Source organism: Pseudomonas sp. NFPP12, from assembly GCF_900103205.1.
GTDB classification, from domain to species: Bacteria; Pseudomonadota; Gammaproteobacteria; order Pseudomonadales; family Pseudomonadaceae; genus Aquipseudomonas; species Aquipseudomonas protegens.
In genome coordinates, this window is record NZ_FMWW01000006.1 from 42613 (window position 1) to 69195 (window position 26583).

Sequence of the window (26583 nt, forward strand, 5' to 3'; positions counted from 1 at the left end):
TGCACTACATGCGCAGTCGTTCCATGCCACTGTTCTCCGCACTGCTGACCCTGAGCTTGGGCCCGCTGCTCTGCACCCAGGCCCTGGCTGCGGCGGTGGCAGGCTGTTCGAGCCTGGCACCGTTGCCCGCGGTGCTGGAGATCGGCGAAGGCTTGCAGCAGGAGCTGCAATCTGCGGTGGCCATCACCCGCCTGGCGGTGGGCGACCCGAAGATCGCGGACGTCCAGACCACCGGCAACAAAGCCTTCCTGCTCACCGGCATGGCGCCCGGCGCCACCAGCCTGATGGTCTGGACCGCCTGCGCCAGTACCCCACGCCAGAGCATGGTGTTTGTCCAGGGCCGGGCCACCGCCGACATGAGCACCGGCCGCCTGCCGGCCAGTGACGATCCACTGCTGCCCAGCCAGGTGCAGACCGACATCCGCTTCGTCGAAGTCAGCCGCACCAAGCTCAAGGAGGCCAGCGTTTCGATCTTCGGCCGCGGGCACAACTTCCTGTTCGGCGCGCCCGGCACCGCCCCCGTTACCAGTGGCACCTCCGGCAGCGTGACCCCGACCTTCGGCGGCCGCCGGACCAACATCCCGCTGGACAACGGCACCTTCAACATCGGCTTCGGCAACGGTCGGGTGCTGACCCTGATCAACGCCCTGGAAGGCAGCGGCTTCGCCTACACCCTGGCCCGCCCGTCCCTGGTGGCCCTCAGCGGCCAGAGCGCAAGCTTCCTGGCCGGAGGCGAAATCCCCATCCCGGTGCCCAGCACAGGCAGCAATAGCGTGACCATCGAATACAAGGAGTTCGGTATCCGCCTGACCCTCACGCCCACCATCGTCGATCGCGGGCGTATCTCCCTGAAGGTTGCTCCGGAGGTCAGCGAACTGGACTACAGCAACGCCGTGACCATTGCCGGAACCCAAGTCCCGGCGCTGACCATCCGCCGCACCGATACCAGCATTTCCCTTGCCGACGGCGAAAGCTTCGTCATCAGCGGCCTGATCAGCACCAACAACAGCTCTCAAGTGAACAAGTTTCCAGGGCTGGGGGACATTCCGGTGCTCGGTGCCTTCTTTCGCGACACCACGATCAATCGCGAAGAGCGTGAACTGCTGATGGTAGTGACCCCGCACCTGGTCCAGCCCCTGGCCGCCGACGCCAAGCTGCCGGCCCTGCCCGGCGAACGGCTGCGCAACTACGACCCGAACTTCTACCGCATGTTCTTCCTCGAGAACGGCAACTTCGACAAGCGCAGCGGGTTGTCGCAATGAACCAGGACCTGAGCCAGACGTTTCTCGCCATCACCCGCAACAGCACCGACCTGGAGTGGCTGCAAGGCGCCCTGGCGCCCCTGGGCCAGGTCGTGGGTGCCGATGGCAGTCTCGACGAGCTGCTGGCACTGGTGGATGTGACCTTCGCCAACCTGGTGTTCGTCGGCCTCGATCGCGAACACGTGGTGGCCCAGGCCGCCCTGATCGAAGGCGCCCTGGAGGCCAAGCCGATGCTGGCGATCGTCGCCCTCGGTGATGGCATGGACAACCAGCTGGTGCTCAATGCCATGCGCGCCGGCGCCCGCGACTTCGTCGCCTACGGCTCGCGCTCCAGTGAAGTCGCCGGGCTGGTCCGCCGTCTGAGCAAACGCCTGCCGGCAGTGACACCCAACACGCAACTGGGCGGCCTGACCGTGCTCTATGGCGCCCAGGGCGATGGCGACGGCGCCCTCCTGGCCAGCCACCTGGCGCTGGTGGTGCAGAAGAGCGGCCAGCAGACCCTGCTGCTGGACCTGGGCCTGCCCCGGGGCGACAGCCTGGCGCTGCTGGGCCTGGAAAGCTCGTTCCACTTCGGCGACGCCCTGCGCCACCTGCGGCGCCTGGATGCCACACTGATCGACAGCGCCTTCACCAGCGCCGAGGCGGGCCTGCGGATCCTCGCCTACGCCAGCCACGACGCGCCTCTGGAGCACACCAGCGCGGCGGAGCTGTACATGCTCCTCAGTGCCTTGCGCCAGCACTTCCAGCACATTGTGGTGAACCTTGTCGGCCAGCCGGACAGCGAGGCCCTGCGTACCTTCGTCAGCCATTGCGACAAGCTGCTGTGGTGCACCGACCAGAATGTGCTCGACTGCCGGCGCAACCTGGCCGTACTCAATCACTGGCGTGAAAAAGGCATGAAACTCGAGCATGCGCGCTTGCTGGTCGACCGCTACCTGCGCACCGTGGCACCGGATTCCGAAACCCTGGGCAAGACCTTCGGCCTGGAGGTGATCGCGGTGCTGGCCTACAGCCCCGAGGTGCGCCTGAACGCCAAGAACCAGGGCGTTACCCTGTTCGAACTGGCCCCGCGCGAGGCCCTGACCCAAAGCCTGCGTACCCTGGGCGAGCGGCTGGCGAAACGCTCCCAGGGCCTGCCCAAGCCCAAGGCCGGCTGGCTCAATCGCATCATGGGGGGCAGATGAGCGGCGAAAAACTCTTTGGCGCACCACCCCGCGCAGGCGCCGGCAACAGCGACCACGAAGGCCTGAAGCTGGTGCTGCATCGCTACATCATCGATGCCATCGAAGAGTCGGGGAAAAACCTGCTGGAAAGCTCCCGGCAGAACCTCTCGCAATTCGTCACCGACAAGGTGGCGGAGTACATCGCGCGCATGCACCTGGCGATCTCGCGCTATGAAATGGAGCGGCTGGCCGAGGAGATCGTCGACGAGCTGACCGGCTTCGGCCCCCTGGAAGTGCTGTTGCGCGATCAGGCGGTGACCGAGATCCTGGTGAACGGCCCGCATCGGGTGTTCGTCGAACGTGAAGGCGTGCTGCACCAGAGCGACCTGCGCTTCATCGACGCACACCATGTGGAGCGGGTGATGCAGCGGATTCTCGCGCCCCTGGGCCGACGCCTCGACGAGTCCTCGCCGATGGTCGATGCGCGCCTGCCGGACGGCAGCCGGGTCAACGCGATCATCCCGCCCATCGCCCTGGACGGGCCCTGCCTGTCGATTCGAAAGTTTCGCAAGGACATGCTCAAGAGCAGCGACCTGATTGCCATGCAGACCATCGACCTGGCGATCTTCGAATTCATCCAGGAAGCGGTGGGCAAGCGCTGCAACATCCTGATCAGCGGCGGCACCGGCACCGGCAAGACCACCCTGCTGAACATCCTCAGCCAGTTGATCAACCCCCATGAACGGCTGGTCACCATCGAGGACGTGGCCGAACTGCAGCTGGGCCACCCCCACGTGGTCCGCCTGGAAACCCGCCCGCCCAATGCCGAGGGGCACGGCGAGGTGAAAGCCAGCGACCTGATCCGCAACGCCCTGCGGATGCGTCCGGACCGGATCATCCTCGGCGAGATCCGTGGTGTGGAAGTACTGGACGTGTTGACCGCAATGAACACCGGCCACGACGGCTCCATGAGCACCGTGCACGCCAACAACGCCCAGGATGCCCTGCTGCGCCTGGAAACCCTGGTGGGCCTGACCGGCCGCCAGATCGCCGAGCGCACCCTGCGGCAGATGATCTGCGCCGCCCTGGATGTGGTGATCCAGTTGACCCGCATGCCCGATGGCCGGCGTTGCGTCAGCGAAGTCGTGGAAGTGGTGGGCATACGTGACGACATCTACGTCACCAACACCCTGTTCCGCCTGGATCGTCGTACCGGCTTCGGCTTCCTGCGCGAGGCGATGAACCCTGCGGGTGACAAACTGCGCCGCGAAAGCGGGCTGGGCGTCAATTGAACCGGCGAGGTGGCCCATGATCGGTCTGCTGTTTACCTTGATCTGCCTGCTTCTGCTGGGGCTTTCCGGCTGGCTGTTCTACCACAGCGTGCGCAAGACCGAGCGGGAACGAGTGCTCAACCGCCTGGCCGAAGGGCAGCCCGACCTGACGCCGCAACGCACCTCCTGGGGTGGCCTGGAGCGCGCGTTCGCCCGGGCCGGCCTGGGCCAGCCCAGCGAGCGCCTGGGCCTGTGGCTGGCGGTGTGGGTGGTGCTGATGCTGCTGGGCTATGTGCTGGCGAGCTGGCTCGGCCTGTTGGGCGGCATCCTCCTGCCACCCCTGCTGCTGCGGCTGTATATCGCCTGGCTGTATCAGCGCCGGCTCAAGCGCATGATCGAACAACTGCCGGCCTTGCTCGATCACAGCGTGCGCAGCCTGAAGTCCGGGCGCACCCTGGCGGACGCCGTGCTGGGTGCCATCGAGGCCAGCAACGACCCGCTGAAGAACGCCATGGGCCGCATCCAGCGCAACGTGCAACTGGGGGTCAACCTGCCGGACGCGGTCAGCGATTTCGCCGAGTTCTACGAGCAGGACGAACTGCGCATGTTCGCCCTGGGCCTGAAGGTCAACCATCGCTACGGCGGCAACGCCAGCGAGTTGCTGGAAAACCTGATCAAGCTGATCCGCGAGCGCGAGCAAGGGGCGCGGCAACTGAGCGCGATGACCGGGGAAACCCGCATGACCGCCTGGGTCCTGGGGACCCTGCCGCTGTTGCTGGTGGGCTACTTCATGCTGACCAACCCGGGCTACATGCTGGGCATGTGGCACGACTCCGCGGGGCAGAAAATGCTGATCACCGCGGTGTGCCTGCAGATCTTCGGCTGCCTGGCCCTTTGGCGCATGTTGAGGAGCATCTGAAATGCTGGTTCTGGCCGCTGCACTGATGTTTCTCGGGGCGTTGCTGCTGCTTGGCAACGGTGTGCTGGAACAGCGCCGGCGCGAGCGCCAGATCGCCCAGCGCTTGCAGGGCAACATGACCCGCGACAGCCGCCTGGGCAACTGGCTGCGACTGCTGGGCGACAGCCGCTTCGGGCAGCGCGCGGTGAGCATGGACAGTGAAACCCAGACCCTGCTCAACCGTCTGGGCTGGCGCCGCGCCAGAGAGCGCTCACTGTTCGCCGCCAGCCAGATCGCCACGCCGGTGCTGGCCGTGTGCCTGGTGATCTTCATCCAGGAAGTGGCCTTTGCCCAGGCCCAGAGCAAGTGGCTGGTGCCCATGCTGGCACTCGGTGCCGGCTACCTGCTACCCAAGCGCGCGCTGGCCTACGCCGCCAAGCGCCGGCAGAAGCACATCGCCCTGGAGATTTCGACCTTCATTCCCTTGCTGCGCATCCTGTTCGAGTCGGGCATGGCAGTGGAACAAGCGTTACGCGTACTGAGCAGCGAAGCGCAAAAGCTGCTGCCGGAACTGACCCAGGAACTGCGCCTGATCCTGGCCCGTGTCGACTCGGGGCTGGAACTGGGCCATGAACTCAACCAGACCGCCACCCTGCTGGCGGTGGACGAGTTCACCGACACCTGCGTGATTCTCCAGCAACTGATCCTGCAGGGCGGCGGGGCAATGAAATCGCTGCAGGCGCTCAAGCAACTGCTGGACGACCGGCGCCTGACTCGCCTGCAGGAATACATCTCGAAAATGTCCGCAAAAATGTCGGTGGTGATGATGCTGTTTCTCTTCCCCGCCCTGTTGATCGTGCTGGCCGGGCCAGGCTTCACCGCCATCGCCCGGGCCTTCGCTTCCTAAGAGGGAACCTGATGAAAGCCATGATTGTCGTTGCCAGCCTGTTGCTGCTCGGAGGATGCGCCAGCAACGGCCAGACGCCCTGGGCGGCCCTGACCAACTCCAGCAGTTGCGCCAAGCTCAGCTCCGAGCAGGAACTGGCAGTGAACCTCGCCGACGAAATGGCCACCGATGGCAAGTTGCACGCCAGCCTGGCCAACCTGCAGAACCTGCCGGACAACCTCGCCGAGGTGCGCGTACGCAAGGCGCGAGTCTATCGGTTGCTAGGCCGCAGTGAGGCCGAACCCTTGTACCGCAGCCTGCTGGGCTCTTGCCTGGCGGCCGAAGGCGAGCACGGCCTGGGGCAGTTGGCGGCGGCCAGGGGCGACAACGGCCAGGCCCAGGCGCACCTGCAACGGGCCGCGCGCCTGGCACCGACCAATGAAAGAATCCGCAATGACCTGGGGGTGGTCTACCTCAACCAGTTGCGCATCGAGGATGCGCGCTTCGAGTTCCTCACCGCCATCGAGCTCAAGCAGTCCGAGCCCCTGGCGGCCATCAACCTGGTGACCCTGTTGCTCTACCAGGACAACTGGCAGCAGGCCGCGCAAGTGGTCAGCCAGGCTAGCCTGAACCCGCAGCAGTTCGCCCAGGCCCAGGCCCGCGCCGAAGAGCTCAAGACCCCGACCGCCCCGCGCGCCAAGGTGACCCAGGTCGCCAGTGGCGCTACCACCTTGCAGCCAGATGCCGCACCCGCCAAGGAGCGCTGATGATGAAACTTCCGATGTTCTATTGCACTGCCCTGCTGACGCTGCCCCTGGCCGCCCAGGCCATCGAGGCCGGCCCTGCTTCGCCCCAGCAGCAGGAAACCGAAGCCTGGCTACTGTTGCAGAACCGCAACCTGGCGTCCTCGCCCCAGCCTCAGACGGCCACGCCCACCGAACGCGAGCTGGCGCTGCAGCGCTGGCTGAAGAAATACAAATACGAGATCCCGGACCTGTACGACCCGGACGCCGGCGGCAAGGTGGAAACCAAGTAGGGGAAAGCCCGCAACCGGCGGCGAACGGCTCGCCGCCGCAGGCTCAGTGGGCAGTCACCCGCTGGCGCAGCCCGGAATTGCTCGGTGACAGGGCCAGGGCCAGCTGTGTGCGGTTATGCATGTGGGTCAGGCGCAGTACCTGGGAGACATACAGCTTGACGGTGTTTTCGGTGATCCCCAGCTCGCAGGCAATCTGGTAGTTGGTCTGGCCCTTGCCCACCAGTCGGGCCACATCCAGCTGCCGTGGCGACAGCTGGTTGAAGATGGCCGGGATCTCGATGGCATCCGCTTCGCCGGCGCCTTCGCCCCGGGGCTCTTCGCTGCGGCTGGTAGCCGGGCTGCGCCGGACCTTGTCCAGGTCCTGGTACAGATCATCGATGGATTCGGAAAGAAACTGCAGCTTCTGGTTGAGGTGCCCCAGGTGCAGGTTCTTCTGCCGCTCCTGCAAGGCGACCTCCTGACGCTGCAGGCCTTCGAGGAGTTCGTCCAGGTCGATGGGCTTCTGGTAGTAGTCGGCGATGCCGGCGCGCAGGGCCTTGATCACGTCCTGCTTGTCGGACTGCCCGGTGAGCATGATGGCTTCGAACACCCGCTGCTTGCCGGCCATCCGTTGCAGTTCCTGGACCAGCTGAATGCCATCCATATCGGGCATGTGCAGATCGCAGAGCACCAGGGAAATTTCCGGGTCCCTGTTGAAGCACTCCAGCGCCTGGCGGCTGGATTGGCAAGGGACACAACGGTAACCGCTGCTTTCGAGGAACTCGCAAAGCTCTTCGACAATCAGGGGCTGATCGTCGACCACGAGCACCTTCATCTGTGAGGTGAGCTTGTTCACGTGCTACTCCGTGCGGGCCAATCGCCGATTGGCCACTCCTGTGCTGCCACGCATGATCCGGGCAGCCACGACTTAAAACCTAGACCTACTTTCCGACTATGTACATAGCATTAATGGGTCCGGCGACTAGTGGATCACGCTCACAGTTAAGACCATTCCAGCCAGGACAAAGGGGGCAAAAGGGTATTTTTTTGACCCCCTCCCAGCGCGTCCTGCCACGGGGGTATCAAGTGCTTGTTTCTGCTGGGGCCAGAGCCTGAGCACAAGCAGCCAGAGCAGGCTGCACAGACCGGCGGCGATGAACGTCCCCAGCAGATACAGGGGGCCGGAGGCCAGTCCCAGGGCCGCCATCAACTTGACGTCGCCGGCGCCCATTCGTCCGCTGGCGTAGCCGGGCAAGGTGAACAGCAACGCCAGCAACAACGCCCAACCGCCCTGGCTCGCGCCGGCCCCCAGCCAGGTCGTGCCGCTCCACAGCAGGTAGACCGTCGCCAAGAGCGCGGCGCCAAGAGTCAAGCCATTGGCAATATGCCGCTGACGCAAATCCTGCAGCGCACAGATTGCCAACCAGACCCACAAAACCCAGAAATGCATCAGCCAGAACGGTCCCTTTTGCCGGAATGGTCCTATGCTCAATGGACATAGTGGTTGTCAGGGTAGACGCACTCATGAAACCGGGCCTCCCTAGAAAGCAGAAAGGCGCTGTGGCGATCGAATTCGCCGCGGTGTTCGTGATCTTTTTCGCGGTGTTCTACGGTCTTGTCAGCTACAGCCTGCCGCTGCTGATGATGCAGTCGTTCCACCAGGCCACTGCCGAAGCGGTGCGTCGCGCGGTGATGGTCGACCCCAATACCCCGAACTACGCCACCACGGTGCAGAACCTCGCCAACAGCGTGGTGCAGACCCAGACCCAGTGGATTCCCCCGCCCTTCAACTTCGCCGCCACCGACTACAGCGCGGTGTACAGCGCCGGGGTGCTGACGGTCTCGGTGAACTACCCCACCAGCAAGCTGAACCAGGTGCTGCCGCGGCTGGTGCTGCCGGGAATCGGCCCGGTACCCAGCCTGCCCACCACCCTGACCGCTAGCTCGAGTCTGCAATTTTGACCTCTGGCGACAAGCTGCTCGGACGTCTACTGGGCCGCCAGGCGCTTCCCGCCGCCCCGCCGCACAGCCCGCTGCCGCCCCAGGCGGTGGGCCTGCAACTGGTACTCGATCAACAGGGGCGCATCCTCAGCAGCCATGGGCCGCTGCGCCACAGCCTGATCCAATTGCCTCCCTCCCACGAGCCACCACACCTGCTGGACTACGTATTGCCCGGCAGCGTCCTGGCCCTTGAGGGCGGCCCTGCCGACTGGAGCGGCCAGGTGCTGGACCTGGACCTGCGCGGCGCCGGCGGCCAGCCCCTGCACCTGCGCGGTTGGGTCCAGCGCTGGGGACAGGAATGGCACCTGCAACTGCTGGATATCGGCGACCTGGTCCAGCAGCGGCAACAGGCCCTGGAGCGCGAGCAGTGCCGGGTGTTTGCCGCCCAGGCCAGCGAACAGTTGCGCCTGTGCAACCTGACCCGCCTGCCGGACGTGCTCCACGACCAACTCACCGACCTGGCCCGCTATTGGCACATTCCCTGTCTCGGCCTGGCCCTGCTCGACGATCAGGAACAGGGCTGGGTGATCCACAGCTGCTACAGCGCCCATGACGCCCCGCGCCTGTGGCAGGAAGGCCAGGCTCTGGGGGCCGGCCTGGACAGCCTGAGCGGCAACACCCCGCAGCACCTGAACCAGATCCAGGGCCTCAACGAACACCCGCGACTGCAAGGCATCTTCGGCCATCGCGAAGGCTTCCTGGTGCCGTACCGGGATGATCACGGCGTCGCCGCCTGGCTCTTGTGCGGCTGCTACGCAGTCCAGCAGCATGCCCCGTACCTGCTGGATCGCGACTGGCTGATGCTCGCCGCAGCCCTGGCCGGGCCCTTGCTCAGCCGCCTGCGGGAGCATCGCCATCACCTGCACCTGGAACGCCTGGAGGCCCTCCAAGGGCTGCTGGGCGCCGGCTGGTGGGAGCTGTGCCCGGACACCGCCGAAATACTGCTGGCCAGCCGCCTGGCCGCCAGCCTGCACCTGCCCGAGGATGGCGCTCGCCTGAGCGTGCAGGCCTGGCTGGAACTGATTCATCCCGCCGACCGCGGCGAACTCAGCAGCCGCCTGCAGGAACTGAAACTGGGCAAGCCGCTGCTGCTCAATGTGCGCCTGCACGAGCCCGACCCCAGCGCCCCCCAGCGCTGGCATCGCTTGCAGGGCCAGGCCCTGGGCCGAGGGGAAAGCCAACGCCTGGTGGGTTTCATGCTGGACATCAGCGACATCAAGAACCAACAGCAGCAGGCCGCCGCCGCCCATGCCCGGCTGGACAACCTGATCGCCAGTTCACCGGCGGTGATCTACGTCCAGCGTTACCAGGAAGGCGCCTTGCAGCCGAGCTTTTTCAGCGCCAGCCTGCAACCCCTGCTGGGCTGGAGCCTGGCGGACTGCACGGCGCAGCCCCTGGCGGAGTGGGTGCACCCCGACGACCGCGACCTGTATTTCCAGCGCTGCCGCCAGTTGCTGCGCGAAGGCAGTGTGCATACCCGCTATCGGCTGCGCGATCGCCACGGGGCATACCACTGGGTGCTGGACGAAGCCAAGCTGCTGCGCGACGACCTGGGGTTGCCGGTGGAAGCCGTCGGCCTGTGGCTGGACGTCACCGAGGCAACCCTGGCCGCCGAGCAGGTGCGCCAGAGCGAAGAGCGCTATCGGATCCTGGTGGAAGATTCGCCGGCGATGATCTGTCGCTATCGCCCGGACCTGACCCTGACCTTCGGCAACCGGCCGCTGGCGGCCTACCTGGAATCCGCCCCCGAGGAACTGCCGGGCAGCAATCTGGGGCAGTGGCTGTCCGCCGAACAGCGTGAAGGCTTCGAGCGCCGGCTCAAGCTGTTGAGCCCGGAATATCCCGTGAGCACCGCCGAGATCAACCTGCAATTGCCCGGGCGCGAACATGCCTGGTGGGTGTGGTCGGATCGCGGAGTGTTCGATGAACAGGGGCAACTGCTGGAAATCCAGGCCGTGGGCCGCGACAACACCGAAGTCCGGCGCGCCCAGCAGCAACTCACGCAAAGCGCGAAAATGGCCACCCTGGGGGAAATGGCCACCGGGCTTGCCCACGAGATCAACCAGCCGCTCAACGTGATGCGCATGGCCATCGTCAACGTGCTCAAGCGCCTGGGCAATGGCGACGTGCAGATCGACTACCTCACCGACAAGCTCAAGCGCATCGACGCCCAGGTCCAGCGTGCGGCCCGGGTGGTGGACCACATGCGGGTGTTCGGCCGGCGCTCGGAAGTGGAACAGCAGCCGTTCAACCCGGCCCACGCCATCGAAGGCACCCTCTCGCTGCTGGCCGAAGGCATGCGTGGCAAGGGTCTGGAGTTGCGGATCAGCGAGCTGGGGTTCGAGGTCCAGGTGCTGGGGTTTGTCGACCAGTTGGAGCAGGTATTGATCAACCTGCTGGTCAATGCCCGGGACGCCCTGCTGGGCAAACAGGAAAAGCAGCACGGTTTCAAACCCTGGATCGCCGTGTACGGCCAGCGCGACGAGCAGTGGGTACGCCTGTGGGTCGAGGACAATGGTGGCGGCATCGACCCGCGCCTGCTGGAGCGGATCTTCGAGCCGTTCTTCACCACCAAGCCGGTGGGCATCGGCACCGGGCTCGGGCTGTCGGTGAGCTATGGCATCGTGCAGAACATGGGGGGCCGCCTGAGCGTCAGCAACAGCCAGGACGGCGCGCGCTTCTGCATCGAACTGCCGATCGCCGAGGCAGATCAGATCACCAGGTAGGCCTTGCCGGTCTGCCCGCAGGTGAGGTTGGCCCCCACTTCCACGTCCATCAGGTTGATCCCCAGCCCCGACAGCAGGTTATTCAGCAGAGGGTCCAGCAGCGGGCTCAGGAGCCCGGTGATCAACGGCGTGAGCAGGTTGCTGACCCCGCTGATGGCCGAAGCCAACCCCGTGACAATGGCCCCCAGCGGGTTGTTGTTGACCGGCTTGTAGACGATCAGGTTGATGCCGGCCAGGGTGCCCGCCAGGCTGTTGACGATGTTCGTGGTCGGGGCCGCCGTCTGGTAAGTCGGGGTCTGGTTGACGTTGGGTGGTATCGGAAACGGCGACGCCGAGCTGGAGAACACCAGATCCTGGGTATTCTGCGCCACGCTGGTGTTGACCATCACCGCGATGCCGCCGCCCGCGTAGTGCACCACCGGGTCGCAGCGCCCCGGCAGGACCAGGAACTGGTAGCAGGTGCGTATGCCCAGGTCCACCAGCGGCAATGGCTTCACCACGGGCTCGGCGGCAGACGAAAAGGCATTGGCCGGGTCGATCTGGCCGACCTTCAAGTCGGCGATGGAACTGATGGCATGGGCGGTCAGGCTCTTGGTCCCGCTGTTGTTCACCGGGCAGCTGTAGTCGGTGACATAGGCAATCGCGCCCCCCGCGTCCAGGCTCAGGTCGATCTCCGATGAGGAGGCGATGGCCGGGTATAGCTGTTCGCACCCCGCCCCCAGCAGGCATAACGCCGAACCCAGGGTCGCCACCAGGTTCAGGCTCAGCAGGCTGTTCAACACCGGGGTCAGCGGCGCCACCAGGTTGCCCACCGCGGTGCTCAACCCTGAAACCAGCGGCAGGGACAGATTGACCCGCACCAGGGTCCGTACCTGCGCGGTGCGCACATAGATCCGGTTGGCGCCCGTGGGATCGGCCTTGGCCAGCGCCGGATTGCCGATGGCCGACAACTGCGGCGGCTCGATGACCTTGGCCTGCACCGTGATATTGGCCAGCCCCAGCACGTTGATCGGCAAGGTCGCCGCCACCGCGCTGTTGCTGTTGGACAACTGGATCACCGCCTGCAACAGCTGGAACAGTTGCAGGTTGGCATCCAGGGCGGTGCTGGGCAGGCCGGTCTGCAACTGCAGGATATCTCCCAGCTTCAAGGGCGCGGCATTGATCGCGGCAACCTGCAGGTTGCCCAGGGCGGTCAGGATGTCGGCCGTGGCGCCATTGGCCTGGACCACGGTGATCGCCGCCTGGATCAACTGCGTCACGCTGGTGGTGGTGTTGAGCAACTGGGTGTAATTGCCAGCGGCCACCCCCAGATTGATCGCCAGTTGGTTGAGGTAGCTCAGCAGGTTGATGTTGGTGTTGAGCAAGCCGTTCCAGCCCGCCGCGCTGAGGCTCAGGCTGCCCCCCAGCATCCCGCCCACCAGTGGGTTGAGAATGCTCGATTGCGCGGTACTGACGGTGCCCAGGGTGCTGCGAATGCTCAACTGCGCCACGGTAGGCGTCGGCGCCGCGGCAACGGCCGTGGCGCTGAGCTGGGTGGTGAGGTTGATCGGCCCCGGTGTGAACAGGGCCGCCACCCCCGATGCCACGCTGATGGGCACGGTATGGGTGGCGATCACCCGTATCGCCACCGCTTGTGCAGGGTTGGCAGTGAAGGTCCGCAGGCCGTTGGCCCCGGTGGTCAGGGAACCGCAGGCAGTGCTCAGGCTACTGCCGGTGGCTACGGTGAAGCCGTTGCGGGTTGCGTTCTGGCCGGCGTAGGCGGCGGCCGTCAGGCCGGCCTGACAGGTGCCGCCACGGCTGACGGCCTCCAGCGCGGCGTTGTCCGCCACGCGCTGCAACTTGCGCTGTTCCATGTAGAGCCGACCGCTGTCCACTACCAGCAACATCAGCAACAACGCCAGGCCGAAGGTCACCGCCGCCATCAGGCCAATGGCCCCGCGCTGACGGGCCGGGCCGTAAAACCGCTTCAGGGGAGACATCGGGGCACTCCTTTACCGGCTCGCAGCCGAGCGCTATCTCCATCGATGAAAGCAGTGTAGTCAAAGGCCGTGGCAGATGCCGGCCGGGGCGCAGGGGCGCCGGACTGGCGGCAGCAGGCAGGGCCGCACACCCTGTGCCGCCCTGCCCGGTCGAAGGTTTCAGTGGGGCGGGTAGTTCTGCAGGATGCGCATCACCGTAGTGCGAACCGCGGCGCTGCGATCTGCCGGGTTGGGCGAGCTGCTGAGCATCTGCTCGTCGCTGCCGCGCCACACCAGCTTGCCGTCCTTGCCGTCCAGCAGGTCGATCTGGATGGTTGCCACCTTATAGGTGATGTTGCGGGTTTCGTTGTACATCGGCCCGCCCCAGTAGCCATTCCACGGCCCACCCCAACCACCGCCATAGTTGGTGGTGACCTGCTGCTGGCGGTCCTCGACGATCAGGTACGCCTGCACATTCAGATCGGCCCGGGCACCGCCCTGGGCCGGACGCAGGCCGCGCTGGTCCAGTTGCTCGGCCACCGCCTGGCGGATGCGCTGTTCGGTCAAGTCGCTCTTGATCCGTGGATCATCCGGCCGGTATTGCAGGGCGGGTTCTTTCCAGTTCCAACTGCGATAGGCGCCAAAGTCCCGGCTGGCGTCGAAGTCATGATTGACCTGGTTGGCGGCGCAGGCACTGAGCAAGGCGGCACACACCAGTAGAGCGATTCGATGGAACATGCTGTTTCTCCGCTTGAAGACAAAAACCGGGGGCGATCCTAACTGGGAGGATAGGTCGCCATTGCCTTTTGCACCGCCTCACGCAAGGCATCGGCCCGCTCGCCGAGGCTGCCGCGGCTGCTGGTCTCGGCGCTGGCGCTCCAGACCGGCTGGCCACTGGCGCCGTCATACAGGTTGACCCGCACCACCACCACTTCCACCTCGTAGGTGCGCACCACCGGCACGCTGCCGTACATGCCGTAGCCCGGGCCATAACGGTTATAGCCGCCGTAACCGCCATACCCGTAGTCGTCCTGGACCTGGCGCAGGCGTTTTTCCAGGTGCAGGTCGGCGCTGACCCACAGGTCCGCCGGCCGGTTGTCATGCACAGGGCGCAAACCCTGCTGATCCAGGGCATTGCTGACTGCCTCGGCAATCTGCGCCGAGTCGGCCCAGGCCGAACCGCTGGGCAGGCGGCCATTGAGCCAGGCCCAGTTGCGGTAGCGGCCATAGTCCCGTTGCGGCGCCGGGTAGGCGCTGCGGTCAAAGGTGTTGGCCGCTTGCGGCGGGGCCGGCGGCAGCGGGTTGGAGCTGGCGACATAGGGGTTGCTGCCCTGACAGGCGGCAAGCCCCGAACACAGGAGGATCAGACCCAGGCGGTGTTTCATTGCACACTCCGTTAGACCGGCCGGCACAGCCAATGCAGATAACGCCCAAGCCCGGCGAAACTTGGGTGTCGACGGTGAGCCAGCTCCATTTCCAGCAGATCCGTCAGCTCGGCACGGGCCTGGAACTCCACCGGCATGTAATCGTGGAAAACCCGCACTCCGCTCTGGCTTTCGACTCGCCACAGGCCCTCAAGTTGCGCCGCCAGCTCGCGAGGATCAAGGGGCTGTTGCGGGGTCAGGCTCTGTTTCTCGCCGGCCATGTCGTTCTTGCGCATCTTGCGGAAGTGGCCCTTGAGCAGGTTGCGGTAGACCAGTGCGTCGCGGTTGTAGAAGGCCAGGGACAGCCAGCCATCGGCGGCGGTCAACTGATGCAGCACCGGCAGGATCGCGTGGGGTTCGGCCAGCCATTCCAGCACCGCGTGGCACAGCACCAGGTCGTAGGGTTCGGTCAGTTGCCCCAGCAGTTCCTGCCAGGGCGCCTGGATGAAGGTGGCCTGCTGCCCGGCGTCGGCAAAGCGCTGGCGGGCGCCTTCAAGCATGGGCGCGGCGGGCTCGGCCAGGGTGACCTGGTGCCCGCGCTCGGCCAGCCACAAGGACATGTGCCCCAGCCCGGCGCCGATATCCAGCACCCGCAGTGGCCGCTCGGGCAGCGCTTCCTTGAGATCGGCCTGAAGCACCGCCAGGCGGATCGCGCCTTTGGCGCCGCCATAGATCTTCTCGGCGAAACGGGTCGCCAACTGGTCGAAATGCCGGTCGCTCATGAGCAGAACCGCCGTTCGCTGTCCGCCAGCTTGCTGCGTACCACCTGGTCCATGTCCAACCCCAGCTCGCTGCACAGCAACAGCAGGTAGAGGACGATATCCCCCACTTCCTGGCCGGCATGGGCCAGCTTGTCTGCTGGCAGTTGCCGCGACTGGTCCTCGCTCAGCCACTGGAAGATTTCCACTAGCTCGGCCATTTCGACGCTGGCGGCCATGGCCAGGTTCTTCGGGCTGTGAAATTGCCGCCAATCGTTGCGGTCACGAATGGCGTGCAGGCGTTGGGTCAGTTGCTCTAGGTTCATCGGGGTCTCCTGAAGGCGTATAGCTTCCGGGGGATGGGCGTGGGACGCAAGAGCGCTTTCGCCGGCAAGCCGGCTCCTCCAGAATGCGCAACCCCCGGCAGCTTCTATGCTTAACAGGGAACTCGCCACGGGTGTTCATGGCCCAAGCTTGAGCTCGGGCACTCGGCCCATCTTTCATCAGGACGCGCACATGCAGGTAGAAAGTTTCTTCGAATGGCTCGGCCAGGCCATCGGCTCGGTGATCCGCTTTATCGTCGACCTGCTCAGCGGGTTGTTCAATACCCTGACCCACGCCGGGGGCAACTTTGTCGACGGCCTGTCCCGCGCCCTGGGCATGGACACCTCGATCGTCAGCATCATTGCCCTGATCATCGGCCTGATGTTCCTGTACTCGGCGATCCGCGCCTTCATGCGAGCCTCGATCATCCTCGGCATCATCTGGCTGGTGCTCGGCCTCTGGCTGCTGAGCTGGATCATCCACTGATCCCCCCGCACTAACCCCCGGCGCCCGCGGGCGCCGGGTACAATGCCCGCTCTCGCAAGGAGCCTGCATGCCCCCCCTGATTTCCGATTGGCGTCACCGCCCCACCCATCGCCGCGTCTGGGCCCTGGCCGCGCCGATGATCCTGTCGAACATTTCCGTGCCCCTGGTAGCGCTGGTGGACAGCACGGTGATCGGCCACCTGCCCCACGCCCACCAGCTGGGCGCCGTGGCGGTCGGTGCCAGCCTCTATACCTTCCTGGCCTGGGCCATGGGCTTCCTGCGCATGGGCGCCACCGGCTTCGCCGCCCAGGCCGCCGGGCGCGGCGACGGGGCGGCGCTGCGGCAGATCCTGCTCCAGGGCTTGATACTGGCCATGGGGCTGGCGCTGCTGCTGGGCGCCATAGGCGTGCCCCTGAGCGGCGCGGCGCTGCACCTGATGCAGCCCTCGGCGGAGCTGGACCAGATGACCCGGAGCTTTTTCCACACCCGCCTGCTGGGCCTGCCCGCGGCCCTGGCCAGTTTCGCCCTGGTGGGCTGGTTTCTCGGTACCCAGAACGCCCGGGCACCGCTGGCCATCCTGCTCAGCACCAACATGCTGAACATCGCCCTCAACCTGTGGTTCGTCCTCGGCCTGGACTGGGGCGTGGTGGGCTCGGCCCGGGCTTCGGTGATCGCCGAATGGAGCGGCGCGCTGGTCGGCCTGGCCATGACCCGGCCGGCCCTGCGGGCCTATCCGGGGCAAATCGCCTGGGCGGCATTGCGCCGCTGGCAGAGCTGGCGCCCGCTGCTGGCGGTCAATCGTGACATCTTCATCCGCAGCCTGGCCCTGCAATCGGTGTTCTTCCTGATCACCGTGCAAGGCGCCCGTCTGGGCGATGCCACAGTGGCGGCCAATGCCCTGCTGCTCAACGGCCTGCTGCTTACCGCCCATGCCCTCGATGGCCTGGCCCACGCAGTGGAGGCCCTGTGCGGCCACGCCATCGGCGCCCATGACCGCCCGGCCCTGCGCCGCTCGCTGGTGGTAGCCGGTGGCTGGTCGCTGCTGGCCAGCCTGGGGTTCGCCGTGCTGTTCCTGCTGGGCGGCCACCTGTTCATCGAAATGCAGACCGATATTCCCGACGTGCGCCAGACCGCCTTTACCTACCTGCCCTACCTCGCCGTACTGCCGTTGATTGCGGTCTGGAGCTACCTGCTGGACGGCCTGTTCATCGGCGCCACCCGGGCCCGGGAAATGCGCAACGGCATGTTGCTGACCGTGCTCCTGCTGCTGCCTTTTGCCTGGGCGCTGCAAGGCCTGGGCAACCACGGCCTGTGGCTGACGTTCCTGCTGTTCATGTTCCTGCGCAGCCTGACCCTGGGCGCCTTCGCCTGGCACCTGCAGCGCCGCGACCGCTGGTTCGCCGAGGCTCGCTGAACCTCGTGCCCGCAGGCCGCACAGCCTGAATTGCGGGCAAAAAAAACCCACCGCAAGCGGTGGGTTTCCAGGGTTCGCCGGGGCTGTCAGGAAGACAGGTAGGACGAACGGGTCAGGCCCAGGCGCAGCGCATCGAGGAACTGAGTGCGCTCGGCGGCACTGATCTTGGCGCTGGCCACCTTGTCGCGGTAGTGAGTCATCAACTCCTCCGGCGACAAGTGCACGTAGCGCAGCATGTCTTCGATGGTGTCGTGGGTCTCGATCCCGGCGTGGTACACGCTGCCGTTGGCCCGCTGGTAGATGTTCACCGAGTCGGTGTCGCCGAACAGGTTGTGCATGTCACCGAGGATTTCCTGGTAGGCGCCCACCAGGAAGATCCCCAGCAGGTAGTCCTCGCCCTCGTTGAGGCCGTGTACCGGCAGGCTGGTCTCGATGCTCTGCTCGTCGACGTACTGCTTGATCTTGCCGTCGGAGTCGCAGGTCAGGTCCTGCAGCACCGCGCGGCGCAGCGGCTCTTCGTCGAGGCGGTGCAGCGGCAGGATCGGCAGGACCTGGCCGATGGCCCAGGTGTCCGGCAGGCTCTGGAATACCGAGAAGTTGCAGATGTACTTGTCGGCCAGCTTGTCGTTGAGCTCGTCCAGCACCTGGCGGTGGGAACGCTGGCGCGCCTTGAGCGAGTTGTGCAGGCGCCGGCATACGGCGAAGTAGCACTGCTCGGCCAGGGCTTTCTCGGCCAGGGTCAGCTTGCCGTCGGCGTACTGGGCGGCCACGTCGCTCATGTAGTGAGTGGCGCGCCAGTAGGTTTCGGTGACCATTTCAATGTCGGTCGGGCCCAGCAGGTCCACCAGCCATTGCACGGTTTCCGGCAGCTCCTGCTTGTTGTCGATCTGCGGCACGTCGTCGTTGTGCTTCTCGACGTCGGTGACCTGCACCACCAGCATGGCGTGGTGGGCGGTCAGGGAGCGGCCGCTCTCGGAGAAAATGTGCGGGTGCGGCAGGTTCTGCGCGTCGCAGAATTCCTTGAGCATGCCCACCACCACGCCGGCGTAGTCGTCCATGTCGTAGTTGATCGAACTGGCGTTGCGCGAGTGGGTGCCGTCGTAGTCCACACCCAGGCCGCCGCCGACGTCGATGTGGTCCACCGGCAGGCCGAGGTTGCGCAGCTCGCCGTAGTAGCGGATCGCTTCCTTGAAGCCGTGCTGGTAGTCCGCCAGGTTGGCGATCTGCGAGCCCATGTGGAAGTGCAGCAGGCGGATGCCCTGGTCCAGGCCGGCGGCGCGGAAGCGCTCCACCACCGACAGCAGTTGCGCCGCCGACAGGCCGAACTTGGACTTTTCACCACCGGTGTCGGCCCACTTACTCGAAGCCAGGGACGACAGGCGCACCCGCAGGCCCACCTGTGGCTTGACCTTGAGGGACGCCGCTTCCTCGATCACCAGGCCCACTTCGGACTCTTTCTCGATGACGATGAACACGTTGTGGCCCAGCTTCTGGCCCATCAGCGCCAGGCGGATGAACTCGCGGTCCTTGTAGCCGTTGCAGACAATGGTGCCGCCCTTGGGCGCCAGGGCCAGGACCGCCAGCAGCTCCGGCTTGGAGCCGGCTTCCAGGCCGATGGAAACATTCTGGGTGGCGATGATGTTCTCGATCACCGCTTCTTGCTGGTTGACCTTGATCGGGTACAGCGCGGTGTACTTGCTCTGGTATTCCAGACGCCCGATGTTGGCATCGAAGGCACCGGTCAGCTGGCGCACGCGGTCCTGGAGGATGTCCGGGAAGCGCACCAGCAACGGCAGGGACAAGCCGCTCTTGCGCAGCTCCTCGACCTGTTCGAACAGATCGATGGGCAAGCTGCTCGGGCCGTTCGGACGAACTTCGACGCGACCGGCGTCATTGATCGCGAAATACCCGGCCCCCCAATGGCGAATCCCGTAGACACTGCGGCTGTCCGCAACTGTCCATTGGCTGCCATCGTCTTTACGTGTGCGTCGTACGGACATCGAAGTCCCCTATAAAGAAGTCATAGAGCGCCGCCCCACTCCAGGGCTGGCGCAGTCTAAAGAATGAAAATGACGATTAGCCTGCAAGCGCAATAGACCGCGCCCGCCGTGCCGAGTTTAGAAACCGTTCATGAACAGGCTCTGTGAAAACCATGGAGACGACGCCGGTGTCCTGAGCGAATCAAGACAGGGTCCGGTCACAGGTGGTTTTCACAGAGGCTGCTAGCCGCCGGACTTCTTCGCCTTGAAACCGTGCTTGACCAGTTCCGCCAAGAGTAGCTCGACATGGTCGCCCTGGATTTCGATGACGCCGTCTTTCAGGGCGCCGCCGGTGCCACAGCGTTTCTTCAGCGTCGTGGCCAGCTCCTTGAGGGCATCTTCGGCCAGGGGCACGCCGGTGATGGTGGTCACCGTCTTGCCGCCACGGCCCTTGCTTTCGCGGCGCACGCGGGCAATGCCGTCGCCGGCCGGGATCACGGTTTGTTTGCAGATACAGGCGGCTACCGGCTGGCTACAGTCCGGGCAATGTCGACCTGCGTCGGTGGAAAATACCAGGCCACCAAGGGCGGCGAAGGATGCGGCTTTTTTGGCCACCGGCAATCCTCTTGGGAGGACAAAGACTGATCGAAGCACATGGCGGTGCCATCGACCGCGAAGCCCCACTCAGGCAGGGGCAGCGCTACTGAACCAGGGCAGCCTGGTTCAGCTTGAAAAGTCGCGCAGTGTAACGGCAAAAAGCCCGGTTGCTAAGAGCCAATCAGCGCCAATTTATGCAACTTTAGCGACGCCGTGCCAGATAGCGCTGCAGGGCAGCCAGGGAGTCCGGGCAATAGGGCTTTTCGTGGATTTCCCGCAGCACCTGATCCAGTGGCATGAAGTGCGCTTCGAGGACTTCTTCCGGCTGCAGGCGCAGTGGACCGTCCCACACGGCAGAGAACGCCGAACACCAGAGACGGTTGCCGGTATCCTCGAAAAAGAAGTGATCATGGGCGGTCAGTTCGACCCCGCTCACCCCCAGTTCCTCTTCCAGCTCCCGGGCGGCGGATTCGGCATAGCTTTCAGTCGCCAGGACCATGCCGCCGGCGGCGACGTCCCAGTAGCCCGGGTAGATGGCCTTGCTCAGGGTTCGCCGGTGCACGCACAGCTCACCGGCGGAGTTGAACAGCATGATGTAGGTGCCACGCCCGATCAGGCCGCGCTCGCGCAACTCGGAACGGACCATGGCACCCAGCAACTGGTCTTCGCCATCGACCCAGGCAATCTGTTCTGCATCGGAGGCGGCGCGGTGGGCCGCCTCTTTGTCGGTTGCGACCATGGATCAGCCTTGATTGAGCAATTGACGCAAGTCGATGACCGCCGCGTTGGCCCGGGAAATATAGTTGGCCATCACCAGCGAGTGGTTGGCCAGCACGCCGAAGCCGCTGCCATTGAGAATCATCGGGCTCCAGACCGGCTCCTGGGACGCTTCCAGTTCGCGAATGATCTGGCGCACGCTGACGGTGGCGTTCTTCTTCGCCAGCACATCGGCGAAGTCCACCTCGATGGCCCGCAGCAGGTGCGACAGCGCCCAGGCCTGGCCACGGGCTTCGTAGAACACGTTGTCGATCTGCATCCACGGGGTTTCCACCACTTCTTCATCAACCTGCGGGCCCTGGCCCGGGGCCGGCACTTCGGTCTTCAGAGCAGTATTGAGCTTGACCCGGCCGACGCTGGCCGACAGGCGCTGGGACAGCGAGCCCAGGCGCGTGCCAACGTCACCCAGCCAGTTGTTGAGGTTGTCGGCGCGGGCATAGAACTGCGCGGTCTTCTGGTTCGGATCGGACAGACGCGCCTGGTAGCGGCTCAGGGAGTTGATGCCTTCCTGGTACTCCGATTCGCTGGACGGCAGGATCCAGCTCTTGTTGTCGAAGTTGAAGCGCGGCTCGGCCTTGGCCAGGTCGGCGTCTTCGGCGGACTGCGACTGGGAACGGGCGAAGTCTTTGCGCAGGGCACGGGTCAGGTCGCGGACCTGGACCAGCACGCCGTATTCCCAGCTCGGCATGTTGTCCATCCACAGCCCCGGTGGAAAACGGTCGTTGGAAATGTAGCCACCCGGCTTGTCCAGCAGGGTGCCGACCACGGTCTTCAGGGTTTCCACGGTGGTGTAGCCCACCACCATCTGTCGGCCTTCCTTCTCGGCGGCGATCTGGGCGTTCTGCTGGACGGGGAACAGCGCCGGCTCCTGGCTCCAGTACCAGCCCAGGGCACCGGTGACCAGCAGATACAGGCCCAGCAAGGTGGCCAGGGCACGACTGAACAGCAGGCCACCGAAATAGCTGCGTGTCGCCGACTTGGGTTCGGCAGCACGATCTGGCGCGCTGCCTGCGCGATTCTTCCAATCCAGCATGGCTATGTCCTTTCAATCACTTGAGTTCATCGGTTCGACCACAACCCTACTCCATCGTGCCTTGCCTTGACGGGATAAATCTTCCGGCAAATGCGCGCCGCGCAAAGATTGCGAATCAGCTGGCCACTATAAATGAAGCACAGTCCGGAGCCTACGCGACCAGTCGGTCAGGAACTGAATAACGTCGCTTTGCACATTATTGACGTACGACACTCATGGGACACAAAAGTGGTGCTAGCATAGAGCCACCAGTCGATCTCAGCATGCACCCTAACTAGTAGTCAGGATATGACCGAGCCAGAAGACCCCAGCCGTGAGCGCCTCAAGCACCACTTTGCCCAGCGGGTAATTCATCAGGCACGTCAGATTCTTGAGATATGGCAGCGTCTGCAACGCAGCGAATGGTCGACCACCGACATGTCGGAGCTGTGCGAGGCCAACCTGCGCCTGCTTCGCTTCGCCGAACGTTTCGAACAACCCGAACATACCCAGCTGGCCCGCAGCATCAGCCAGTCCCTGGAAGCGGTGGACGCCAACCGTGGCCGCCTCAGCAGCAACCTGATCACCGACCTCAACCGCCTGATGCAGCGCCTGTCGCGCACCGGGCTGCGCCACGGCGACCAACTGGAACAGACCTTCCTGCCGCCCCTGCGCAAGCCGATCTACGTGATGCTGCAGGACCACGACCGGGCCGAGCGCCTGGCCAAGCAGTTGGAATTCTTCGGCCTCAGCGCCCAGTCCCTGGACAGCATTCCGGCCTTTCGTTCGTCCATGGTCGAACGCCTGCCGGCGGCCATCGTCATCGATGTGGATTTCTGCGGTGCCGGCATGGGCCTGACCCTGGCCGCCGAGGCCCAGGTCGGCCTGGAGCAGAAACTCCCGCTGCTGTTCTTCAGCCTGCATGAAACCGACACCCCGACTCGCCTGGCGGCAGTACGCGCCGGCGGCCAGGAGTTTCTCACCGGCACCCTGGAAGCCTCCAGCCTGCTGGAAAAAATCGAAGTACTGACCTGCGTCGCCCAGTACGAACCCTATAAAGTGCTGATCATCGACGACTCCCGGGCCCAGGCCCTGCATACCGAGCGCCTGCTCAACAGCGCCGGGATCGTCACCCGCACCCTGATCGAACCGATCCAGGCCATGGCCGAGCTGGCGGACTTCCAGCCGGACCTGATCATCCTCGACATGTACATGCCGGCCTGCACCGGCACCGAGCTGGCCAAGGTAATCCGCCACAACGACCGCTACGTCAGCGTGCCGATCATCTACCTGTCCGCCGAGGACGACCTGGACAAGCAGCTGGACGCCATGAGCGAAGGCGGCGACGACTTCCTCACCAAGCCGATCAAGCCCCGGCACCTGATCACCACCGTGCGCAACCGCGCGGCCCGGGCGCGCAACCTCAAGGCGCGGATGGTCCGCGACAGCCTCACCGGCCTGTACAACCACACCCATATCCTGCAACTGCTGGAAGACTGCAGTTTCCGCGCCCGTCGCGAGGGCAAGCCGCTGAGCTTCGCCATGCTGGATATCGACCACTTCAAGCGGGTCAACGACAGCCACGGCCACCCCATGGGCGACCGGGTGATCAAGAGCCTGGCGCTGTTTCTCAAACAGCGCCTGCGCAAGACCGACTTCATCGGCCGCTACGGCGGCGAAGAATTTGCCATTGTCATGCCCGACACCGACCAGGACGCCGCGTGCAAGGTTCTGGACGAAATCCGCCAGCGCTTTGCCGAGATCCACTACCCGGCCCAGCCCCAGGACCTGTGGTGCACCTTCAGCGCCGGGGTGGTGGAAATGCAGGAGGATTCCGACAGCCTGATGATGGCCAGCCAGGCCGACGAAGCCCTGTACCGAGCCAAGCATGGCGGGCGCAATCGAGTCCAGGCCGCGCGATCAAGTCAAAGTGCCATCTTTTCATCCGAATCCACCGATTCGGTCATAACCTTGTAATACAAACGCAATAAATTCAGGCGCTTACCATTTAAGCCGTTGGTAGAGCCCCGATGCGCCTGAAGCTGCTGACCAATCTCAATACCCTGCTGCTCGTTGCCGTTTGCCTCGCCCTGGGGGCGACGCTGTGGTGGTCGCAACGGGCCCTGGAACGCCCCTATCTATTAATGGAGCGCTACCTGGGGCTGTCCCAGCAGTTTCAGAACCAGGTGGCGCGCAATATCGAAGACTACCTGGCCAGCGGCGATGCCCTGCGCCTGAGCAGTGCGGCCCAGGCCCTGGAAACCCTGCAGGGCGAGCTGGGCGAACTGCCGCCACCGCTGGCGCAAAGCCTGCGCCCGAGCCTGGCCAGCCTCGACGACTTCAGCAAGACCGACCTGCTGGCCGCCGGCAAGCTGGCAGGCGATCCCCAGGCCCTGCTGTTGCAGGCCGAACGCGAGCTGGGCGCCAACCTGGAGCAGCTCAGCCAGTACGCCAGCGGGGCCAGGAGCGCGGAAGCGGCGAACTACCTGCCTTTATTGCTCACCGCCTCCCAGCACCTGGGCAAGCTCTCCCTGGCCCGGGACAAGCTGGTGAGCAGTGGCCGCAGCGAGCTGGCCGCCGATGTGGAACGGGAAGTGAACAGCATCCGCGCCCAGGCCGATCAGCTCGAAGCCCTGCCTTTATTGGGCGTGGCCGCCAGCAGCGAATCGGGCACCGATGATTTCGCCGCCATGATGGGCCTGGAAAACACCGAGAAAGCCGCCGCCGAAGATGCCGGCATAGGCTTCAAGCGTGAACTCAACAGCCTGCTCAGCCGCTATCCGGCAGAACTGCAACGCACCCGCGAGCAGATCCAGAAGCGCGCCGACCTGAGCGCCGCAACCCTGCTGAAGATCAACGCCGTGCGCCAGGCCATCGCCGAACTGGAACCGGCGGTACGGGCCCAGCACGGGCAGATCCAGGGCGAAGTGCGGCTGATGCAGGGGCTGATGATCGGCCTGATCCTGTTGATCGCCCTGGTGATCGACACCTTGCAGCGCAAGCTGGCGCGGGTTCTGACCAACCTCGCCCCGGCGCTGTCGACCTGGGCCGAAGGCGACTTCAGCCGACCGATCCAGCTGGGCAAGACCAACCGCGAGCTGCATGACATCGAGGAATCCCTGAACCGCCTGCGCGCCTACCTGGTGGACCTGGTGGGCACCATCCGCCAGAACGCCGAACAAGTGGCCGGCAGCAGCCGCGCCCTGGCCGACCTGAGCAGCGGCCTGCACAGCGGCGCCGAGCGCCAGGCCGGCGACACCGCACAGATCCGCGATGCCCTGGGCGAACTGGAAGCCACCATCCAGCAGGTCGCCGGGGACGCCAGCCAGGCCGCCGACGCCAGCCGCAGTGCTGGCCTCGCCGTGCAGCAGGGGCAGAAAGTCATAGGCCTGAGCCTCACCGGGCTGCACGCCCTTGTCGGGGAAGTCCAGGGCAACGCGCAGATGATCGAACACCTGGCGCAGGAATCCGCCACCATCGGCGGCGTGCTGACGGTGATCCGCTCCATCGCCGACCAGACCAACCTGCTGGCCCTCAACGCCGCCATCGAAGCCGCCCGCGCCGGGGAAATGGGCCGCGGTTTTGCCGTGGTCGCCGAAGAAGTGCGCTCCCTGGCCCAGCGCACCGCCGGGGCCACCGCGGAGATCCAGACCCTGATCGCCGGCCTGCAGGCCGCAGCCCAGCAATCGGTACAAGGCATGCGCGCCCAGGTCGAACACGCCGAGGCCACCGCCGGCCAGGCCCAGGCCGCCGATGGCGCCCTGGACGAAATCGTCGGGGCGATCCAGACCATCGCCGATACCGCCGTGCGGATCGCCGATGTCACTGCCCAGCAGAGCGGCGCGGTGAGCGAAATCCGCGATCACAGCGAACGCATCCACCAGTTGGGCGGCGACAACCTGCTGCGCATCGGCGAAGGCCGGGCCCAGGGCGAAAACCTGCTGGACCTGGGCGGGCAATTGCATACGGCAGTCCAAGCGTTCCGTGTCTAGGCTCTGAAACGGGCGCGCAAACCACAACCCACCGCCATCAGCGACGAAACGGGCGACAAGAAGCACGCCCCCCTTTCTTGAGGGCAAATGACCGGATTTAATCTGTCGGTCACATATTTTGCGCAAACATCGGTCATCGTGCTGGCTATTGCAGAGAACTGGACAGTCATAAAGTCTTTCCGGCATAGTCGCCGGGTTCTGACAACAGCCCCCGATAACAAGGAACAACCGATGGCCACCCTACTGGTTCTTCACGGACCCAACCTGAACCTGCTCGGCACCCGTGAACCGGGGGTCTACGGTGCAACCACCCTGGCCCAGATCAACCAGGACCTGGAGCAACGGGCCCGTGATGCCGGGCATCATCTGCAGTACCTGCAGAGCAATGCCGAGTACGAATTGATCGAGCGCATCCATGCCGCCCGCGATGAAGGCGTGGATTTCATTTTGATCAATCCAGCAGCTTTTACGCATACAAGCGTCGCATTACGTGACGCGCTGCTGGCGGTGAGCATCCCATTCATCGAAGTGCATTTGTCCAACGTGCACAAACGCGAACCTTTCCGTCATCACTCCTACTTCTCCGATGTTGCGGTGGGAGTGATCTGCGGCCTTGGCGCCAGCGGTTACCGACTGGCCCTGGAGGCCGCCCTAGAACAGCTTGAACGTCAGGCAAACGCTTGAACGACAAGCGATAAAC

General features: G+C 64.9%; 25 protein-coding genes. 14 read left to right on the forward strand and 11 right to left on the reverse strand.

Annotation, left to right across the window (positions count from 1 at the left end):
• Positions 1-8: 8 nt before the first annotated feature.
• Genes BLS75_RS25095 through BLS75_RS25125 form a run of 7 tightly spaced genes read left to right on the forward strand, consistent with a single transcriptional unit; the run spans position 9 to position 6516 of the window.
• Positions 9-1262, forward strand: coding sequence for a type II and III secretion system protein family protein (locus tag BLS75_RS25095; protein WP_053148923.1), 1254 nt, complete (start codon positions 9-11; stop codon positions 1260-1262).
• Entirely contained in the window at positions 1259-2446 is a 1188-nt protein-coding gene (locus tag BLS75_RS25100) for a CpaE/TadZ family protein (RefSeq protein ID WP_011059065.1), read from the forward strand. Before BLS75_RS25095 ends, BLS75_RS25100 begins: the two co-directional genes overlap by 4 nt.
• Positions 2443-3717, forward strand: coding sequence for a TadA family conjugal transfer-associated ATPase (locus BLS75_RS25105; protein WP_072443995.1), 1275 nt, complete (start codon positions 2443-2445; stop codon positions 3715-3717). Before BLS75_RS25100 ends, BLS75_RS25105 begins: the two co-directional genes overlap by 4 nt.
• A gap of 16 nt (positions 3718-3733) precedes the next feature.
• A complete protein-coding gene (locus tag BLS75_RS25110) occupies positions 3734-4615 on the forward strand; it encodes a type II secretion system F family protein (protein ID WP_072451984.1) in 882 nt (293 codons plus the stop codon).
• Between the two features lies 1 nt (position 4616).
• A complete protein-coding gene (locus BLS75_RS25115; RefSeq protein WP_011059062.1) occupies positions 4617-5501 on the forward strand; it encodes a type II secretion system F family protein in 885 nt (294 codons plus the stop codon).
• Positions 5502-5512: 11 nt separating this feature from the next.
• Positions 5513-6247 (forward strand): tetratricopeptide repeat protein, encoded by a 735-nt coding sequence (locus BLS75_RS25120; protein WP_072451985.1) that lies wholly within the window; start codon positions 5513-5515, stop codon positions 6245-6247.
• Positions 6247-6516: a DUF3613 domain-containing protein gene (locus BLS75_RS25125; protein WP_072451986.1), complete on the forward strand. Its 270-nt coding sequence runs from the start codon at positions 6247-6249 to the stop codon at positions 6514-6516. The genes BLS75_RS25120 and BLS75_RS25125 overlap by 1 nt, the downstream gene beginning before the upstream one ends.
• A 43-nt stretch (positions 6517-6559) precedes the next feature.
• Here the strand turns inward: BLS75_RS25125 and BLS75_RS25130 are convergent, their stop codons facing one another.
• The gene (locus BLS75_RS25130) at positions 6560-7351 is read right to left on the reverse strand and encodes a response regulator transcription factor (protein WP_072451987.1); all 792 of its coding nucleotides are present in this window, start codon (positions 7349-7351) and stop codon (positions 6560-6562) included.
• Between the two features lie 126 nt (positions 7352-7477).
• A complete protein-coding gene (locus BLS75_RS25135) occupies positions 7478-7945 on the reverse strand; it encodes an A24 family peptidase (RefSeq protein WP_072443991.1) in 468 nt (155 codons plus the stop codon).
• Positions 7946-8019: 74 nt separating this feature from the next.
• Between BLS75_RS25135 and BLS75_RS25140 the strand changes: the two genes are divergently transcribed.
• Both BLS75_RS25140 and BLS75_RS25145 read left to right on the forward strand, forming a co-directional pair.
• Positions 8020-8457: a TadE/TadG family type IV pilus assembly protein gene (locus BLS75_RS25140; protein WP_011059057.1), complete on the forward strand. Its 438-nt coding sequence runs from the start codon at positions 8020-8022 to the stop codon at positions 8455-8457.
• On the forward strand, positions 8454-11222 hold the full coding sequence (locus BLS75_RS25145) for a PAS domain-containing sensor histidine kinase (RefSeq protein ID WP_072451988.1): 2769 nt from the start codon (positions 8454-8456) through the stop codon (positions 11220-11222). Before BLS75_RS25140 ends, BLS75_RS25145 begins: the two co-directional genes overlap by 4 nt.
• Here BLS75_RS25145 and BLS75_RS25150 read toward each other — a convergent pair.
• The 5 genes from BLS75_RS25150 to BLS75_RS25170 all read right to left on the reverse strand — a co-directional run bounded on the left by BLS75_RS25150 (position 11207) and on the right by BLS75_RS25170 (position 15628).
• Complete coding sequence (locus BLS75_RS25150) at positions 11207-13201, reverse strand: pilus assembly protein TadG-related protein (protein WP_072451989.1); 1995 nt, start codon at positions 13199-13201, stop codon at positions 11207-11209. The two genes, BLS75_RS25145 and BLS75_RS25150, sit on opposite strands and share 16 nt — an antisense overlap.
• 159 nt (positions 13202-13360) lie before the next feature.
• On the reverse strand, positions 13361-13918 hold the full coding sequence (locus BLS75_RS25155; RefSeq protein WP_011059054.1) for a DUF4136 domain-containing protein: 558 nt from the start codon (positions 13916-13918) through the stop codon (positions 13361-13363).
• A 38-nt stretch (positions 13919-13956) separates the two neighbouring features.
• A complete protein-coding gene (locus tag BLS75_RS25160; RefSeq protein WP_015634003.1) occupies positions 13957-14565 on the reverse strand; it encodes a DUF4136 domain-containing protein in 609 nt (202 codons plus the stop codon).
• Positions 14566-14576: 11 nt separating this feature from the next.
• On the reverse strand, positions 14577-15326 hold the full coding sequence (locus BLS75_RS25165) for a methyltransferase (RefSeq protein WP_011059052.1): 750 nt from the start codon (positions 15324-15326) through the stop codon (positions 14577-14579).
• Complete coding sequence (locus tag BLS75_RS25170) at positions 15323-15628, reverse strand: MazG-like family protein (RefSeq protein WP_011059051.1); 306 nt, start codon at positions 15626-15628, stop codon at positions 15323-15325. The genes BLS75_RS25165 and BLS75_RS25170 overlap by 4 nt, the downstream gene beginning before the upstream one ends.
• 190 nt (positions 15629-15818) lie before the next feature.
• Between BLS75_RS25170 and BLS75_RS25175 the strand changes: the two genes are divergently transcribed.
• Together BLS75_RS25175 and BLS75_RS25180 are read left to right on the forward strand one after the other, a co-directional pair.
• On the forward strand, positions 15819-16112 hold the full coding sequence (locus BLS75_RS25175) for a hypothetical protein (protein ID WP_011059050.1): 294 nt from the start codon (positions 15819-15821) through the stop codon (positions 16110-16112).
• Positions 16113-16179: 67 nt separating this feature from the next.
• Positions 16180-17526, forward strand: coding sequence for an MATE family efflux transporter (locus tag BLS75_RS25180; RefSeq protein WP_041115728.1), 1347 nt, complete (start codon positions 16180-16182; stop codon positions 17524-17526).
• Positions 17527-17612: 86 nt separating this feature from the next.
• Here BLS75_RS25180 and speA read toward each other — a convergent pair whose 3' ends face one another.
• The 4 genes from speA to BLS75_RS25200 form a co-directional block, all read right to left on the reverse strand.
• Positions 17613-19526, reverse strand: coding sequence for an arginine decarboxylase (gene speA, locus BLS75_RS25185; protein ID WP_041115725.1), 1914 nt, complete (start codon positions 19524-19526; stop codon positions 17613-17615).
• Positions 19527-19748: 222 nt separating this feature from the next.
• A complete protein-coding gene (locus BLS75_RS25190; RefSeq protein WP_015634001.1) occupies positions 19749-20120 on the reverse strand; it encodes a translation initiation factor Sui1 in 372 nt (123 codons plus the stop codon).
• Between the two features lie 184 nt (positions 20121-20304).
• Positions 20305-20841 carry an NUDIX hydrolase gene (locus BLS75_RS25195; RefSeq protein WP_072451990.1) on the reverse strand — a complete coding sequence of 179 codons (537 nt, stop codon included), beginning with the start codon at positions 20839-20841 and terminating at the stop codon, positions 20305-20307.
• A 3-nt stretch (positions 20842-20844) separates the two neighbouring features.
• Entirely contained in the window at positions 20845-21912 is a 1068-nt protein-coding gene (locus tag BLS75_RS25200; RefSeq protein WP_011059045.1) for a DUF2333 family protein, read from the reverse strand.
• Between the two features lie 288 nt (positions 21913-22200).
• On the opposite strand from BLS75_RS25200, the gene gcbA reads away from it, so the two are divergent.
• The 3 genes from gcbA (at position 22201) to aroQ (ending at position 26567) form a co-directional block, all read left to right on the forward strand.
• A complete protein-coding gene (gene gcbA, locus BLS75_RS25205; RefSeq protein ID WP_015634000.1) occupies positions 22201-23868 on the forward strand; it encodes a diguanylate cyclase GcbA in 1668 nt (555 codons plus the stop codon).
• A 53-nt stretch (positions 23869-23921) separates the two neighbouring features.
• Positions 23922-25883 carry a methyl-accepting chemotaxis protein gene (locus BLS75_RS25210; protein ID WP_011059043.1) on the forward strand — a complete coding sequence of 654 codons (1962 nt, stop codon included), beginning with the start codon at positions 23922-23924 and terminating at the stop codon, positions 25881-25883.
• A gap of 231 nt (positions 25884-26114) precedes the next feature.
• Positions 26115-26567 carry a type II 3-dehydroquinate dehydratase gene (aroQ, locus tag BLS75_RS25215; RefSeq protein ID WP_011059042.1) on the forward strand — a complete coding sequence of 151 codons (453 nt, stop codon included), beginning with the start codon at positions 26115-26117 and terminating at the stop codon, positions 26565-26567.
• Positions 26568-26583: the final 16 nt, after the last annotated feature.